Raw genomic sequence first — 15,582 nt, forward strand, 5'->3', positions numbered from 1 at the left:
CATGGCGTGGCTCTACGCCGATCCTGCGAGTGCCTTATGACGACCGACCGCCTTGATGCCCTTCTTCCCAAGCTGCAGCAGCTGCGCGGCGCGCTGGCCCAGGCCGTGGTCGGCCAGCACGCGGTGGTCGAGCAGCTGCTGATCGGCCTGCTGGCCGGCGGCCACTGCCTGCTCGAAGGTGCCCCCGGGCTGGGCAAGACCCTGCTCGTGCGCTCGCTTGGCCAGGCCTTGGAGCTGCAGTTCCGGCGCGTGCAGTTCACGCCCGATCTGATGCCCAGCGACATCCTTGGCACCGAACTGCTGGAAGAGGACCACGGCACCGGCCACCGTCACTTCCGCTTCCAGAAGGGCCCGATCTTCACCAACCTGCTGCTGGCCGACGAACTCAACCGTACCCCGCCCAAGACCCAGGCCGCGCTGCTGGAGGCGATGCAGGAACGCACCGTCAGCTACGCCGGCACCACCTATGCGTTGCCGGCACCGTTCTTCGTGCTGGCCACGCAGAACCCCATCGAGCAGGCCGGTACCTACCCGCTGCCCGAAGCCCAGCTCGACCGCTTCCTGCTGCATGTGCGGGTGGACTATCCCACCGAGCAGGAAGAGCGCGACATCCTGCTGCAGACCACCGGCAGCGCCAGTGGCAGCGTGCCCAAAGTGATGGACGCCGAGGACGTGCTGGCGCTGCAGGACGCCGTGCGCCAGGTCCACATCAGCGAGGATGTGCTGACCTGGATCACGCGCCTGGTGCGGGCCAGCCGTCCCGGCAGCGATGCACCGGCAGCGGTGAACCAATGGATCAAATGGGGTGCCGGCCCGCGTGCCGGGCAGTCGCTGGTGCTGGCGGCCAAGGCGCGTGCCCTGTTGCAGGGCCGTTTCGCCGCCACGCGCGAAGACGTGCAGGCGCTGGCCGCGCCGGTGATGCGTCATCGGCTGCTGCTGTCGTTTGCTGCCGAAGCCGAGCAGAAGAGCGCCGACGACGTGGTCGCCGCGCTGCTGCAGGCCGTGCCGTTCCCGGGGTGATCCACACGCCGTGAGCCGCAACGCACCGATCGCGATTCCCGCCGATGTCCGCAGCCGCCTGAAGGCGCTGCGGCTGCTGCCGCGTCGTGCGCGCGGCGCGCACGGGATCGGCCAGCACGCCAGCCGCAGCCGCGGTGCCGGGTTGGAATTCGCGCAGTACCGTGCCTACGAGCCCGGTGATGAGCTGCGCCAGATCGACTGGAAGCTTTACGCGCGCTCGGACCGGTTCTTCGTGCGCGAGTCCGAGCGCGAGAGCCCGATCACTGCCTGGGTGCTGATCGATGCGACCGCCTCGGCCGGCCAGAGCGACCGTGCACGACCGGACTGGTCGCGGCTGGACCACGGCTGCGCCACCGCCGCCTGCCTGGTCGAGCTGGCCCTGCAGCAGGGCGACCGTTTTGGCGTCATCGTGGTCAACGGTGGCGGCGTGCAGCTGGTGCCCGCCGGGCAAGGCCCGCGCCAGCGTGATCGCGTCCACCTGCTGCTGCGCCAGCTGCAGGCCAGTGGCACCTGGCCGCCGGTAACCTCGCTGGCGCCGATCTGGGAACGCGTGCAGGCCGGTGATCTGCTGGTGGCACTGGGCGATGGGTTTGACGAGGCAGGCATCGTCCTGCTGGAACGGCTGGCAGCCGCGCGGCGCGAGGTGCTGCATCTGCAGCTGCTGACCGCCGAGGAACGCGATTTTCCGTTCACCGAGGGTCACCGCTTCCGCGATCCGGAGACCGGCGAAGAACTGCTGGGCGATGGCCGCGCGATCCGCGAAGACTATCTCGCCCGCTTCGACGTGGCGCAGCGAGCGTTGCAGGCGCGCTTGCAGAGCAGCGGCATCGTGCACACCACCGGCTATCTCGACCAGCCGCTGGATCAGCCATTGCGTGCGCTGCTCGGCACCGGGAGTGGCGCATGAGCCTGTTGTTCCCGCTCGGCCTGCTCGCTCTGGCGGCCTGGCTGGTACCGCTGTTGATCCACCTGGCGCGGCGCCACCAGTACGCACCGCTCGATTTCGCTGCGCTGCGCTGGCTGCGGGCCAGGATCCGGCCGCGTCAGCGCGTGCGTTTCGACGAGTGGCCGCTGCTGCTGGTGCGGCTGCTGCTGCTCGCTGCGCTGGCCCTGCTGCTGGCGCGCCCGGTGCTGCGCGGTGGCGCGGCCGACACCCACTCGGTCACCGTGGTCGCCCCCGGTCTGGATGCCACCGCCCTGCGTGGCGAGGACACCATGGGCGACTGGCGCTGGCTTGCAGCGGGCTTCCCGGCACTTGCCGGTGCCGCCCCGGTGTCTCCACAGCCCTTGGCCAGCCTGCTGCGCGAGCTGGATCAGCGCCTGCCGGCCGGTGCACCGCTGACGGTATACGTGCCCGACCCGATGCCCGGGCTGGATGGCGAACGCCCGCGGCTGTCGCGGGCCGTGACCTGGCGGCCGGTGCCCTTGGCGCCGCCGAGCGCGCGCGCGGCGGCAGTTCCCGTGCTGCAGATCGGCGGCGACATCGCCGAGGGCGAGCAGCGTGTAATGGCAGCGATCCAGCGCGCATGGTCGAACCAGCCCCTGTCGCCTGCGCGCGTCGCAGCCACCGCTCCGGATGATGGCCAGCTGGGCGTGTGGCTCGCTGCTGGGCTGTTGCCCAGCGTCTGGCAGGCGTGGGTGCAACAGGGTGGCAGCGTGCTGGTCGGGCCCGAGGCTGCCGGTGCCGGTTGGACGCCGGCCCTGCGCGATGCACAGGGTGCGGTACTGCTGGAATACCGTCCTGAAGGAACCGGCCGTCTGCTGCGCTTCACCGCCGCGCTCTCGCCGACGGATCTGCCGGCGTTGCGCGAACCCGGCTTCCCGCGCCAGTTGCTGGCGGCGATCGTGGCCCAGGCCGCCCCCACCCTCGCCCCTGCGGCCACACAGCTGCCGTTGCGTGGTGCTTCGGCGCCAATGCCCACGCCGCGTGAGCTGGCCCCTTGGCTGCTGGCGCTGATCGTGCTGCTGTTCGCGGTGGAGCGCGCGATGGCGACGTCGCCGCGCCGCGGAGCGGGCGCATGAGCCCCACCCTCCAGCGCGGCTGGCAACGTGCACGCCGGCGACAGTGGTGGGTCACCACCGCGCTGGCCGTACCGCTCGCGCTGGCGCTGAGTGCGGTGACGTGGCGGATCGCAGGGTTCAACGCCTTCACGGTGGTGCTGCTGCTGGCATTGCTGATCAGCGTCGGGCTGGCGACCGGGCGCGCACGCCGGCTGGATCGCCAGTGGCTCATTCGCCGTCTGGACGAACACCCGGTCGCGCAGGACAGTGCCGATCTTCTATTCGCCGCACCGGAGGCGTTGAATCCGCTGCAGCAGCGTCAGCGCGCGCATGTCGAGGCGGCAGTGCAGTCGCGTCTGCCCGAGCTGCGACCCCGCTGGCCAGGCCGTTGGGTGCTGGCATCGGCGGTGATATCGCTGGTGGTGATGGCGCTGGCGTTCGGCTGGCCGCGGGGTCAGAACGCTGCGCCGCTGTTTCCCGGTGCCGCGGCGCCGCCGGCCACTCCGGCACAGCCGCCGCAGCTGCGTTCGACGCGGCTGGAGATCACCGCCCCGGCTTACACCGGCCAGGCCGCGCGCGTGCAGAACGCGCTGGATGGCAAGGTCGCGCAGGACAGCCGCCTGCAGTGGTCGCTGCGCTTCACCGCGCAGCCGCAGACGGCTGCCCTGCAGTTCCACGATGGCCAGCGCATCGCCTTGCAGCGCAATGGCGACCAGTGGACCGCACAATGGACCGCGACACGTCCGGCGCTGTACCGCGTGGTCACCGAACCTGCCCTGCGCGACACCCGGCTGTACCGGCTCGATGTGGTGCCCGATCGCCCACCGGTCGTCCGCGTGATCGCCCCGGACCGCAGTCTGGTGCTGGGCACGCCCGGCCAGCGCCAGTGGCCGCTGCAGTTCGAGGCCACCGACGACTACGGTGTGGTCGCCACCGCCCAGTTGAAGGTCACCCTGGCCCAGGGCAGTGGTGAGAACATCACCTTCCGCGAGCAGACCTTCAGCCTGTCCGGCACCGGGCCGGCGACGCAGCGACGCTTCGCCCGCACGCTCGACCTGGCCGCGCTGGGCGCCACCGAAGGCAACGATGTGATCGCGCAGCTGACAGTGCGCGATACCCACACGCCCACCGCGCAGAGCGCCCAGAGCAGCAGCGTGATCCTGCGCCTGCCCAGCGCCGCGGAGATCCAGGGCACCGACATGGAAGGCATGGTCAAGAAGACCCTCCCGGCCTACTTCCGCAGCCAGCGCCAGATCATCATCGACGCCGAAGCGCTGATCAAACTGCGCGGCAAGCTGCCGGCCGAGGAATTCGTCAAACGCGCTGATGCGATCGGCGTGGACCAGCGCATCCTGCGCCTGCGCTATGGCCAGTTCCTCGGCGAGGAGAGCGAAGGCGGAGCCAAGCCGCCGCCGACCAGCGATACCTTGCCGACCAGTGACGTCCCGGCCAGCACGCACGACGATCATGATCACGATGGCGAGCCTGCGCAGGCCCAGGCCGGTCACGACGATCACGACCATGGGGCGCCGACCGACGGCACCGCCGCTGTGTTCGGCAGCGCCACGGATGTGCTGTCTGAGTATGGCCATACCCACGATCACGCCGAGGCCGCCACCCTGCTCGATCCCAAGACGCGCGCCACGCTGAAGGCGGCGCTGGATCAGATGTGGTCGTCGGAGGGCGAGCTGCGCCAGGGCCAGCCGGAGCGCGCCCTGCCCTACGCCTACAAGGCACTGGGCTTCATCAAGGAAGTGCAGCAGGCCGAGCGCATCTATCTGGCGCGGGTCGGCCCGGAGCTGCCACCGATCGATGAAAGCCGGCGCATGACCGGCGATCGTGCCGACCTGGCCAGCCGCACGCTGCCGCTGCGTGCGCTGGACGCCCCGGACCAGGCCATCGTGGCGGTCTGGCAGCAGCTTGCCGATCCCGCCAGCGCGCCCGATCTGGACGCACTGACCCAGTGGCTGCGGCGCAATGAAGCGCGCCTGCCGGACCCGCTGAGCCTGGCCGCCACCATCGAGGAACTGCGCATCGCACCGGACTGCGCCGACTGCCATCAGGCCCTGCGCGCGCAGCTGTGGCGCGCCCTGCTGCGGCCACTGCCGCAGGTCCCCCGGCGCAACGCACCCGATGCCATGGGTCAGCGCTACCTGGATGCACTGGAGGCCACACCATGAGCGAACCGCGCTGGATCCTGATCGCGCTGCTCGCAACGCTGCTGCTGGCCAGCGCGCGTCTGTGCTGGCAGCAGTGGCGTGGACCGGCGCGCACGCGCGGCGTGTTCGTCAGCCTGCTGCTGTTGCAGGCCGCCGTGACGACCCTGCTCTACCTGACGCTGGTGCCACCGACGCAGCGCGTCGCCGGTGGTCAGCTCACCGTGCTGACGGCAGGGGCCGATCAGGTGCGCTGGTCGGCCGAGCCGGGGGAGACCGTGGTTGCGCTGCCAGAGGCGCCGAATGCTCGCGACGCCCTGCGCGCACCCGATCTCGCTACCGCGCTGCGACAGCATCCGGGCAGCACGTCGCTTCGGTTGATCGGCGATGGTCTGCCCGCCCGTGATCGCGACGTCGCGCTGCCTCGCAACGTCCGCGTGGCAGCCCCCGCCGCGCCGCAGGGGTGGGTTGCGCTGCAGCCGCCGGCCGTCACTGCGCCCGGTGCGGTGTTCACCGTCAGCGCGCGCGCTCAAGGCGATTCCGACGCGCGCGCCGAGCTGATGGATCCCGCCGGGCTGGTCATCGACAGGGGCACGCCCGATGCCGATGGCACTGTGCGGCTCACCGGTGTGGCCCGCGTCACCGGACAGAGCACCTTCCGCCTGCGGCTGCTGGATGGCGAACAGCATGTGCTCGACACACTCACCTTGCCTGTGGATACGGCCGCGGCGCCGGCCACGCGCCTGCTGATCCTGGCCGGCGCACCGGGGCCGGAGCTGAAGTACCTGCGCCGCTGGGCCACCGATGCCGGGCTGCGCGTGCAGGCGCAGGCCAACGCGGGCGGCGGGGTATCGCTCGGCGATGCACCGATCGCCCTCACGGCCGCCACGTTGGCGCAGACCGATGTGGTGCTGCTGGATGAGCGCAGCCTCGCCGCGCTGTCGGCCGGCCAGCGCAGCACGCTCCAGCAGGCGGTCCGCAACGGGTTGGGCGTGCTCGTCCGCACCGGCGGCCCGCTCGGCGATGGCGCCCGCCAGACGCTGCGCAGTTGGGGACTCTCCATCACCGGCGGCAACCAGGCCGCGCCCCTGTCGCTGCCGGCCGATGCCGACGCCGCGTTGCTGCAGGCACGTCGTGGCCCACAACGACCCGCAGCGGACACCACCGCCTACATCGAGGAGGCCGACACCGCCTCACATCAGGCCGCAATGCCAGTGCTGGAACGGCTGACACTACAGGCGGCCGAGGCGACACCCCTGCTGCACGATGACAAGGGCATGGCCGTCGGTGGCTATCGCGCCCTCGGACGCGGCCGCGTTGCGCTGCTGCCGGTCACCGACAGCTATCGACTGGTGCTGGCCGGTCGCGATGATCGCCACGCCGAGCTGTGGAGCGGCGTGCTGGCCAGCGTGGCGCGCGCCCTTCCCGCCGCAGACGCGCCACGCATCGAGCCCCCCCCACACTGGGCCGGCGAGCGCGTGGCGCTGTGTCAGCTTCGGGACTCGGCACAGGTGCGGGCACCGGATGGCACGCTGATTCCGCTTCGGGTTGACCCGGCCAGCGGTGCCGAACACTGCGCCGGCTACTGGCCGAACCAGCCGGGCTGGCATCAGCTGCAGCAGGGCGAAGGCCGCCACGCGTTCTACGTTTTCGATCCGGCGAATGCGCGGCCGCTGTATCGGCAGCAGCTGCGCGACGCGACCGCGCAGCGTCTGGCCACCGGCGGCGCCGCAGCGGCCGGCATGGTCGAGACGCCGGGTGCGCGGTGGCCGTGGCTGCTGGCCTTCGTGCTGGCGGCAGGACTGTTGTGGTGGGTGGAACGGCGACGGGTGGCAGCCCCGGCACGGTGATACCTCAAGGGTGTCAGCGATGCCACCTGCTGAACTCAGTCAACGTCCATCATCCGCTCCAGTGACTGCCACCGCTGCAGTCGCTGCCGGTGTCGGCGGCACACCACCCAGGCTGCGACCGCGAACACTCCTACCACGACGGCATTGACCACGATGTTCAAACCCCATGCCGCAGGGGGTGCAACCTGCACCATCGGCATCCGCCCCTGCGCCGTGAACAATGCCCAGAGCGTCATCGCCGTCCACAGCACCACACTCACCCATGTCGACACGCGCCAGATGCGAAGCGCCGTGCGTGAGCGCTCAGCTTCGAACGCCATCAGCGCGCGGGCATCGAGTGCCTTCGCGCGCCACTGGCGTCGGCGTTGCCACAGCGTCCAGCCCGTCATGGCGATGATCAGCCCGATCAGGAACCACACCAGTCCAGCGGGCACAGGCAGTCGCTCGCCCAGTGACAATGCCCGGACGCAGTTGGCAAGCGACAGTACTGCCAGGACCACCTCGATGCTCCAGACCATGCGCAGGCGGCGGCTCCGGCGATGCACCTCGCGTTGAAGTGCCTGCACATCGGGCACCTCGCTGGGCTGGGCCTGCCAGCGGGTCACCAGTGCATCCCACCCCGTGTTCTCGTCGTTGATCGCGGTCATCGCGAAGCTCCCATCAGATCTCGCAGCATTCGCCTGGCGCGGCTCAACCGCTGCGCGACGGCATTCTCTTCCAGCCCCAGCGCTTCAGAAATTTCGCGGTGGGCGAATCCTTCCAAAGCGAGGGACACCACCTGCCGGTAGCCGAGTGGCAGGCTGAGAACCGCAGTCAACAGGCCGTCGCGCTGCTGTTGTGCTTCGGCATGGCGCAGCGGATCGGCATGCGGATCGGGCCAGGTCTCATCCAGATCACTGGCAGACAGGCGCTGCTCCTTGGCGAATACATCGACGCAGCGGTTGTGGGCAACACGTGCGACGAAGGCACGCAACGAGCCGTCGCCACGCCAGCGCGGGAGCGCATGCCATACCGCGATGCTGATCTCCTGAAGCAGGTCGTCGCGACGTGCGCTGTCGCGCGTGTAGCTGGACGCCAGCCGGCTCAGCATCGGCCAGTGCTCACGAAGGAGGGTCGGGATTTCGTCGGATATCAGCGGCGACAAAGAATCGGCTCAATCAACGGCAACGGAATCGAACGCATCGCGGTAGGCCCAGTAGCCCACATACCCCAGCTGCAGCAACGGCAGCAGCAACCACGGCTGGAACACCACGCTGCCAACCAGCAGGATCGATAGCGCAAGGTACACCGCAAGCGGCCGCCAACCTGCAGCCAGCAGGCGCAGGTTCTCACGCAATGCCTCCGCCACGCCCACCCGGTCCAGCACCACCCGCGGCACGGTGAAGAACAGCAGCATGCCCGGCAGCGTCCCCGCAGCGAAGATGGTGGCCAACTGCAGGCGGGTCAGCTGGGTGACCACCGCCGGATCTGACGTCGCCACGCCGAGCGCTACCGACGGTCCGGCCCACATCCACAGCACGCCCATCTGAAAGGCGAACACACTCGCTGACAACACCGCCAACTGCAGCAGACGGCCACGCAGCCTGAACATCCGGGCCATGCCTTGCCTCATGGCGAAGCGACCGCTGCGCACGCGCTGGTCGAGCACGATCAGACACCAGACCGACGCGATCGGCACAACGAACTTGGACAGCACCACGCCGGCCACCGGAATGGACACCTGCAGGACGAGTTCGATCGCCATCGGCACCAGGGACAGCCCGATCCAGCGTATCGGCGCCTGCCGGTACATGCGCCAGGCTGCGGCCGACCAGTGCCACAGACGACGGGCGGACCAGGTGCCTGCGTGAGGTGACGGCAGAACGGTGTCAGGGGTAAGCATGCGGCTCTCCATGTGGGCGTGCGTCCTTTAGAAGACCGTCCGCACGTGGAAAACCTGACAGGCCATCCACGATCCCGACCGATCCCGCCCATACACACGCTCGCGGTCCGACGTTATCCCGTCTCCCAGGCCATCTTCGGTGGCCTACTGCGTGTGTAGCTGTCGCTCAACGCTCCGGCGGCGCCAGGCACCCACCCTGCTGCGCGCATACCTCCTGTGCACGACGCTGCTCTTCGTCGGTCAGCTCCGGCGGTGGGCGGGCCGTCGCGGACTGGATCTGGTCGGGTCCGCCGGTAAGTTTGTTCACGCCCTGCGCGGCGGCGGCCAATCCCTTGTTGATGCCCATCATCAGATAGCCACCGCTCATGCTGACCTGCTCAGGCGATGGCGGCTCGCTCCAGGTGCGGCTGAAGCGGTTGGGCTGCACCTGTACCGGATTCTTGAAACGGTACAGGTCCAGCGGCTCATCATCGGGCTTGAGCGCACGCACCTCGCCCAATGTGGTGACATCGCCCTGCGTTGGCGCGGGCGGTGGTTCCACGACTGCAGGTGGATCGGCCTGCTGGGCCTGTGCGCCGGCGGCCAGCAGCAGGCTGGCCAGCAGAACTGCACCTTGGTGTCCACGTAATGCCACTGCGGCGCCATCCTTGTGTGTGCGGGCTCCCTCAAGCATACGGATGCCGCCTTCAGATTTCGTTGCTGGCAGCTGTCCAGAAAACGCCGGTGCGCACTGAACCATTCACCCCGGCGCAGCGCAATGTCTCAGACATTGAGACGCGGTCATGTTTCCATAGCGTCCTTTGCAGACCGTTGTGACCATGGCTTACGAACTCGCCAAGCGCACCGAGGACGCCGAGCGCAACCTCGCCACCACCGATGGGCTGCCCTCGCGCGATGGCGCGCTGCTGACCGCGCGCCTGCAGCGCCGCTACAACGACCGCATCACCGGCAGCTTCACGATTCCCGCCCGCCAGGGCCAGTACGCGCCGATTCCAGCCGATGTGCCCGATGCGCTGGTCAACGCACTGAAGGCGCGCGGCATCGAGCAGCTGTACAGCCACCAGGCCCAGGCCTGGGAGGCCAGCCAGCGCGGCGAACATGTGGCCATCGTGACCCCGACCGCCAGCGGCAAGTCGCTGTGCTACACCCTGCCGGTGGTCAGTGCCGCCATGCAGGGCAAGGCCAAGGCGCTGTACCTGTTCCCGACCAAGGCGCTGGCCCAGGATCAGGTGGCCGAGCTGCTGGAACTCAATCGCGCCGGCGATCTGGGGGTCAAGGCCTTCACCTTCGATGGGGATACGCCGGGCGATGCGCGCCAGGCGATCCGCCTGCACGGCGACATCGTGGTCTCCAACCCGGACATGCTGCACCAGGCGATCCTGCCGCATCACACCAAGTGGGCGCAGTTCTTCGAGAACCTGCGTTACGTGGTGATCGATGAGGTACATACCTATCGCGGCGTGTTCGGCAGCCACGTCACCAACGTGCTGCGCCGGCTCAAGCGGATCTGCGCGTTCTACGGGGTGGAGCCGCAGTTCATCCTGTGCTCGGCCACCATCGGCAACCCGCAGGCGCATGCCGAGGCATTGATCGAAGCGCCGGTCACCGCGATCACCGAATCCGGTGCGCCCAGCGGGCCCAAGCACGTGTTGCTGTGGAACCCGCCCGTGGTCAATGCCGATCTCGGCCTGCGCGCCTCGGCGCGCTCGCAGAGCAACCGCATCGCCCGCATCGCAATCAAATCCGGGCTGAAGACGCTGATCTTCGCGCAGAGCCGGCTGATGGTCGAAGTGCTGACCAAGTACCTCAAGGACATCTTCGACCACGACCCTCGCAAGCCGGCGCGCATCCGCGCCTACCGCGGCGGTTATCTGCCCACCGAGCGGCGCGAGACCGAACGCGCGATGCGGTCTGGGCAGATCGACGGCATCGTCAGCACCTCGGCGCTGGAGCTGGGTGTGGATATCGGCAGCCTGGACGTGGTCATCCTCAACGGCTATCCGGGCAGCGTCGCCGCGACGTGGCAGCGTTTCGGCCGCGCCGGTCGGCGCCAGCAGCCCGCACTGGGCGTGATGGTGGCCAGCTCGCAGCCGCTGGATCAATACGTGGTGCGCCATCCGGACTTCTTCGCCGAGGCCTCGCCCGAGCATGCGCGTACCGCGCCGGACCAGCCGCTGATCCTGTTCGATCACATCCGCTGCGCCGCCTTCGAGCTGCCGTTCCTGGCCGGCGATCCGTTCGGTCCGATCGATCCGCTGGTGTTCCTCGAAGCACTGGCCGAGACCGAGGTGGTGCATCGCGAAGGTGACCGCTGGGAGTGGATCGCGGACAGTTATCCGGCCAATGCGGTCAGCCTGCGCTCGGTCGCCGATGGCAACTTCGTGGTGGTGGACCGCAGCGACGGCAAGCAGCAGATCATCGCCGAGGTGGATTACTCCGCCGCCGCGCTGACGCTGTATGAGGGTGCCATCCACATGGTGCAGTCCACCCCCTACCAGGTGGAGCGGCTGGACTGGGAAGGCCGCAAGGCCTACGTCACCCGTACCCACGTGGACTACTACACCGACAGCATCGACTTCACCAAGCTCAAGGTGCTGGACCGCTTCGACGGCTGCCTCGCCGGGCGGGGCGATTCCCACCACGGCGAGGTGCACGTGGTGCGCCGCGTGGCCGGCTACAAGAAGATCCGCTATTACACACACGAGAACATCGGCTACGGCCCGGTCAACCTGCCCGACCAGGAGCTGCACACCACCGCGGTGTGGTGGCAGTTGCCGCAGGCGCTGCTGCTGACTGCGTTCGACAGCAAGCAGGAGGCGCTGGACGGCTTCCTCGGCGCGGCCTACGCACTGCACATCGTCGCCACGGTGGCGGTGATGGCCGATGCACGCGATCTGCAGAAGGCCGTGGGCAATGGTGACGGCGCGTGGTTCGCGGTGGCCGACCAGAGCGGCCGCGGGCAGCTGCGTGGTGCCGAGTTCGATGCCAGCGCGATCGAGCTGCAGCAGCAGTTCGTGCCCACGGTATATCTGTACGACAACTTCCCCGGCGGTGTGGGCCTGAGCGAACCGCTGTGGATGCGCCAGGCCGAACTGCTGCTGCGCGCGCGCGAGCTGGTGCAGGGCTGTGACTGCAAGGCCGGTTGCCCGGCCTGCGTGGGCCCGGTGCTGGCCGGCCAAGAGGACGATGCCACCACGCCCAAGGCGCTGGCGTTGAAGGTGCTGGATCTGTTCGACAGCGCCGCGCTGCCGTCTGCTGAAGAGCAGGAGCGCCGTATCGCCGAGGTGGTGACGCCGTGAGCCTGAGCCTGGACAAGCTGCGCCTGCTGCGCCGGCAGGCTGGTGATGCGACGGCGGCGCCTGCCTCTGGTCCGGCCGTCGCCCCTGGGCACGGATCCGCTGCCGCTGACACAGGCGCTCCCGGCGACACGGGCAGCGCCCCACTCCCTGCCGCAGCCAACGATGCGCGTGCGCGTAAACCCGCACCCGCCTCCGTCTTCGGCTGGGTCGAGCAGGAGATCCGCCACAAACCAACGGGTGCCGCCGCACGCGAGACCACACCGGCAGTTTCCGCCGTTCCTGCTCCCGCGCCGGCGCTGCGCAGACCCGAGATCGGCGGCCTGCGCCGTCTGCTCGGGCTGCGCGATCGCAGCATCAGCACGGCCACCCCGCGTGAGAACGCCAAGGACCGCCATGTGCCGGGTGAGGAAATCGCGCCGGGCCTGTTCCTGATTGAATCGTTCGTCACCCAGGCCATTCCGACCGAACCGTTGTCGCTGGCTTTCGCCAAGCGAGAGGGCGAGCAGGTGCAGCCGCAGGACCTGCTGTTCTTCGATACCGAAACCACCGGCCTGGCCGGCGGCACCGGTACGCGCGCCTTCATGATCGGTGCCGCGGACTGGCACACCCATCCCGAGCGCGGCGACGGCCTGCGCATCCGCCAGCTGCTGATGACGACGATGGCCGCGGAAACCGCGATGCTGCGTGAGTTCGCCGGGTGGCTGCAGCCGAGCACGGTGTTTTCCAGCTACAACGGGCGCTGCTACGACGCCCCGCTGCTCAAGACGCGCTATCGGCTGGCCCGGCAGCGCTGCCCGATCACCCCGCTGGATCACGTCGACCTGCTGTTCCCGACGCGCCGCCGCTATCGCGGCACCTGGGAGAACTGCCGGCTGGCCACGATCGAGCGGCAGCTGCTGCAGATCGTGCGCGAGGACGACCTGCCCGGCTCGGAAGCGCCGGCCGCGTGGTTGAACTATCTGCGTGGCGGCAGTGCGGTGAACCTGCGCCGGGTGGCCGAGCACAACCACCAGGACGTGGTGACGCTGGCCTTGCTGATGCGGCGGCTGGTGGCTGAGGAACAGCGCGACCGGGAGACGTTGGCCCTGCAGGCCATTGACGCGGTGTGAAGGCCGACCCACGGACACTGCGGGTACTTACCGTGGGAGGACCACCGCATGCGTCTGAACCTTCTGTTCGCCTTGGGCTGTGCTTTGCCGCTGGCCGCCTGCAGTCATCCGGGCAAGACCGCCGCACCGCCGGCTGACAGCCCGACCTCGACGGCCCCACCCGCGGTGGCCGGCAGCGGGGGTCAGTGCGATCCGGAAACGCTCACCGGGCTGACCGGGAAGACCGCCACCGAGGCGGTCATCCAGAAGGCCGTGAAGGACAGCGGTGCCCGCAATGCCCGTGTACTCAAGCCGGGCATGGCGATGACCATGGATTACCGCGAAGACCGGCTCAGCATCGAAGTGGACGAACAGAACAGGATCGTGCGCGCCAACTGCGGGTGATCGGTTGCAACCGGCGGCCTGGCACGCAGGCCGCCGTGGCTGGCATGTACCGATCAGTTGCGTACGCGCTGCGCCTTGCCGCTGGCCAGCGCCTGATCGATCGCGGCCCTCACGTCGCGCACGGCACGCGCCGAGGCCACACTCTGCTGCTGTGCCAGGCGCGCCTGTTCCTTGCCCAGTTCAGCCTGCTCACGCGCCACCAGGGCAATCTGGCGGGCGTCCACGGCCCTGGCCGAAGCGGTACGTGCTTCGCGTGCGGCCTGGCTGGCAGCGGAGGCAGCTGCACGTGACTGGCGAGCATCCTGGCGGGCCGCCCGATCGGCTTCCACAGCGGCATCAAGCCCGGCATCACGGATGGCGTTGTTGACCACGGCGCTCACATCTACCGACGCCATGGCATCGGCCGTGACCTGCAGCGATGCCGCCGCGATCTGTCGGCCGATCACCGCTTGGCGGTTGCCCAGCTCGGCCTGTGCGGTTCCGAGCGCGGCCACTTCCGTCTGGGCGTGTCCCAGCGCCTTGAGCACGGCGGGATCGCGGATCAGATAGCGGTCCTGGCCTCGGCGGACCCACAAGGTCGGTTGATCGTTGCCGGCATCGCGTCGGGCCTGTTTGAGGTCGGCGACGGAGGCATCGACGAAATTGCTCTCGCCGCCGATCAACACGAAGGCCTGCGCAGGCTGCCGGCTGATGTTGAGCTGACCGTGGGTGACGAAGGACATACCGTCATCCAGATCCTTGGGCGGCTCCGGCGCATGCGGTGCAGCGGGGGGCTCCGGGGCCGGAACAGGCTCAGGTGCCGGAACAGGTTCGGGCGTCGGCACCGGTGCCGGACGCGGGGCAGGAGCAGGCAGCGGGGCCGGTGGGGTCGGCGCGGCGGGTGCAAGCGGTGCCTGGGGCGGGGCCGCCACCAGACGCAACGGCGCAACGCCAATCACCACGAACAGCGCGGTGATCGCCAGCGAGGCCACACGCGGCACGCTGCGGGTCTGCTGCAGCGTCAGCAGCCGGCGCTTGAGGCTGCGCAGGTTCGGCGAGGCGCTGGCCACGCCGACGGCAGGACGCGGCGCAACCCCCAATTGCACCAGCAGGCGGCCGTAGTCATGGCGGCAATGATCATGCCCGGCCACCACCGCACCATCGCAGGCCTCTTCGCGCGCCAACGAATACTCGCGGGCCGCCACGTGGACCAGCGGGTGGAAGAAGAACAGATGCTGGGACAGCGCTGGCAGCAGTCCCCACCACAGGTCACGGCGCTGCAGGTGGATCAGCTCATGGGTCAGCGCCATGTCCAGATCGTCCGCCGACATCGTCGGCAGTTCGCGGGCCGGCAGCAGCAGAACGGGCCGCCACGGGCCTATCAGCTGCGGCGAATGGATCTGCGCGGACAGCTTCAGCCGCGGTGAGCGCCGCAGGCCATGCGCTTCGGCGGCCAACTGCAGCGCCTGCTGCAGGCCGGCATCGGTGCACTCGGTGGCGCTGCGAACCAGCGCGCGGCTGGCGCGGTAACCGCGCAGGCTGTGCACCAGCATCAGCAGCACACCGGCGCCCCACAGGGCCAGCAACACCATGGGCCAGGACGCTGTCATCGTCGCCGTCTCCACCACATCGGCGGCATACGTGACCGGCGTGGCCTGCACGGCGGCGTCGAACGCGGGCAACGCCAGCGCCGTCACCGCCGCCGGCGCCGGCAGCACCGCCAGTTCCAGCGGGCTGCTCCAGACAAGACCCAGCACGGCCTGTGCGGCCACCAGCCACCACAACCGGCAGCGGGTGGCGGCAGGCAGCTGCGGCAGCAGCCGGCACACGCCCCACACCAGCGCCACCAGCACCGCACTCTGCACGCTGGTCCAGCCCAGCCGCATCAGCATTTCACTCATC

13 protein-coding genes are annotated in these 15,582 nt (G+C 69.3%); 8 read left to right on the forward strand and 5 right to left on the reverse strand.

The genetic code is table 11. From position 1 onward, the window contains the following. Positions 1 to 36 precede the first annotated feature (36 nt). Genes ABE464_RS08690 through ABE464_RS08710 form a run of 5 tightly spaced genes read left to right on the forward strand, consistent with a single transcriptional unit; the run spans position 37 to position 7,027 of the window. Positions 37 to 1,020, forward strand: a complete 984-nt coding sequence (locus ABE464_RS08690; protein WP_346471611.1) for a MoxR family ATPase — start codon at positions 37 to 39, stop codon at positions 1,018 to 1,020. A 10-nt stretch (positions 1,021 to 1,030) separates the two neighbouring features. Next, positions 1,031 to 1,927, forward strand: coding sequence for a DUF58 domain-containing protein (locus ABE464_RS08695; protein WP_346471612.1), 897 nt, complete (start codon positions 1,031 to 1,033; stop codon positions 1,925 to 1,927). Then, positions 1,924 to 3,042 carry a BatA domain-containing protein gene (locus ABE464_RS08700; RefSeq protein WP_346471613.1) on the forward strand — a complete coding sequence of 373 codons (1,119 nt, stop codon included), beginning with the start codon at positions 1,924 to 1,926 and terminating at the stop codon, positions 3,040 to 3,042. The genes ABE464_RS08695 and ABE464_RS08700 overlap by 4 nt, the downstream gene beginning before the upstream one ends. Beyond that, entirely contained in the window at positions 3,039 to 5,201 is a 2,163-nt protein-coding gene (locus tag ABE464_RS08705; RefSeq protein WP_346471614.1) for a hypothetical protein, read from the forward strand. Before ABE464_RS08700 ends, ABE464_RS08705 begins: the two co-directional genes overlap by 4 nt. Further along, on the forward strand, positions 5,198 to 7,027 hold the full coding sequence (locus ABE464_RS08710) for a hypothetical protein (RefSeq protein ID WP_346471615.1): 1,830 nt from the start codon (positions 5,198 to 5,200) through the stop codon (positions 7,025 to 7,027). Before ABE464_RS08705 ends, ABE464_RS08710 begins: the two co-directional genes overlap by 4 nt. A 35-nt stretch (positions 7,028 to 7,062) precedes the next feature. On the opposite strand, the gene ABE464_RS08715 is transcribed toward ABE464_RS08710, so the two are convergent. From ABE464_RS08715 to ABE464_RS08730, 4 genes are all read right to left on the reverse strand, one after another. Next, positions 7,063 to 7,674: a hypothetical protein gene (locus ABE464_RS08715; RefSeq protein ID WP_346471616.1), complete on the reverse strand. Its 612-nt coding sequence runs from the start codon at positions 7,672 to 7,674 to the stop codon at positions 7,063 to 7,065. After that, entirely contained in the window at positions 7,671 to 8,171 is a 501-nt protein-coding gene (locus ABE464_RS08720) for a sigma-70 family RNA polymerase sigma factor (RefSeq protein WP_346471617.1), read from the reverse strand. Before ABE464_RS08720 ends, ABE464_RS08715 begins: the two co-directional genes overlap by 4 nt. 9 nt (positions 8,172 to 8,180) lie before the next feature. Next, positions 8,181 to 8,909 carry a hypothetical protein gene (locus tag ABE464_RS08725; RefSeq protein WP_346471618.1) on the reverse strand — a complete coding sequence of 243 codons (729 nt, stop codon included), beginning with the start codon at positions 8,907 to 8,909 and terminating at the stop codon, positions 8,181 to 8,183. A gap of 166 nt (positions 8,910 to 9,075) precedes the next feature. Beyond that, positions 9,076 to 9,582 (reverse strand): hypothetical protein, encoded by a 507-nt coding sequence (locus tag ABE464_RS08730; protein WP_346471619.1) that lies wholly within the window; start codon positions 9,580 to 9,582, stop codon positions 9,076 to 9,078. Between the two features lie 145 nt (positions 9,583 to 9,727). Between ABE464_RS08730 and ABE464_RS08735 the strand changes: the two genes are divergently transcribed. The 3 genes from ABE464_RS08735 to ABE464_RS08745 are packed head-to-tail and all read left to right on the forward strand — an operon-like array spanning position 9,728 to position 13,701. After that, on the forward strand, positions 9,728 to 12,208 hold the full coding sequence (locus ABE464_RS08735; protein ID WP_346471620.1) for a DEAD/DEAH box helicase: 2,481 nt from the start codon (positions 9,728 to 9,730) through the stop codon (positions 12,206 to 12,208). Further along, positions 12,205 to 13,317: a ribonuclease H-like domain-containing protein gene (locus ABE464_RS08740; RefSeq protein WP_346471621.1), complete on the forward strand. Its 1,113-nt coding sequence runs from the start codon at positions 12,205 to 12,207 to the stop codon at positions 13,315 to 13,317. Before ABE464_RS08735 ends, ABE464_RS08740 begins: the two co-directional genes overlap by 4 nt. A 48-nt stretch (positions 13,318 to 13,365) precedes the next feature. Then, on the forward strand, positions 13,366 to 13,701 hold the full coding sequence (locus tag ABE464_RS08745) for an I78 family peptidase inhibitor (RefSeq protein WP_346471622.1): 336 nt from the start codon (positions 13,366 to 13,368) through the stop codon (positions 13,699 to 13,701). A 53-nt stretch (positions 13,702 to 13,754) separates the two neighbouring features. Here the strand turns inward: ABE464_RS08745 and ABE464_RS08750 are convergent, their stop codons facing one another. Then, a complete protein-coding gene (locus tag ABE464_RS08750; protein ID WP_346471623.1) occupies positions 13,755 to 15,581 on the reverse strand; it encodes a M56 family metallopeptidase in 1,827 nt (608 codons plus the stop codon). Position 15,582 lies beyond the last annotated feature (1 nt).

Origin of the sequence: Stenotrophomonas sp. TWI587, from assembly GCF_039674145.1 — a bacterium.
GTDB lineage: Bacteria > Pseudomonadota > Gammaproteobacteria > Xanthomonadales > Xanthomonadaceae > Stenotrophomonas > Stenotrophomonas maltophilia_AY.

Bases quoted from the DNA above. Each gene is read 5' to 3' on its own strand.
- ABE464_RS08710 (WP_346471615.1), top strand. From the start codon at position 5,198: ATGAGCGAACCGCGCTGGATCCTGATCGCGCTGCTCGCAACGCTGCTG.
- ABE464_RS08700 (WP_346471613.1), top strand. From the start codon at position 1,924: ATGAGCCTGTTGTTCCCGCTCGGCCTGCTCGCTCTGGCGGCCTGGCTG.
- ABE464_RS08730 (WP_346471619.1), bottom strand. From the start codon at position 9,582: ATGCTTGAGGGAGCCCGCACACACAAGGATGGCGCCGCAGTGGCATTA.
- ABE464_RS08715 (WP_346471616.1), bottom strand. From the start codon at position 7,674: ATGACCGCGATCAACGACGAGAACACGGGGTGGGATGCACTGGTGACC.
- ABE464_RS08705 (WP_346471614.1), top strand. From the start codon at position 3,039: ATGAGCCCCACCCTCCAGCGCGGCTGGCAACGTGCACGCCGGCGACAG.
- ABE464_RS08735 (WP_346471620.1), top strand. From the start codon at position 9,728: ATGGCTTACGAACTCGCCAAGCGCACCGAGGACGCCGAGCGCAACCTC.
- ABE464_RS08750 (WP_346471623.1), bottom strand. From the start codon at position 15,581: ATGAGTGAAATGCTGATGCGGCTGGGCTGGACCAGCGTGCAGAGTGCG.
- ABE464_RS08745 (WP_346471622.1), top strand. From the start codon at position 13,366: ATGCGTCTGAACCTTCTGTTCGCCTTGGGCTGTGCTTTGCCGCTGGCC.
- ABE464_RS08690 (WP_346471611.1), top strand. From the start codon at position 37: ATGACGACCGACCGCCTTGATGCCCTTCTTCCCAAGCTGCAGCAGCTG.
- ABE464_RS08725 (WP_346471618.1), bottom strand. From the start codon at position 8,909: ATGCTTACCCCTGACACCGTTCTGCCGTCACCTCACGCAGGCACCTGG.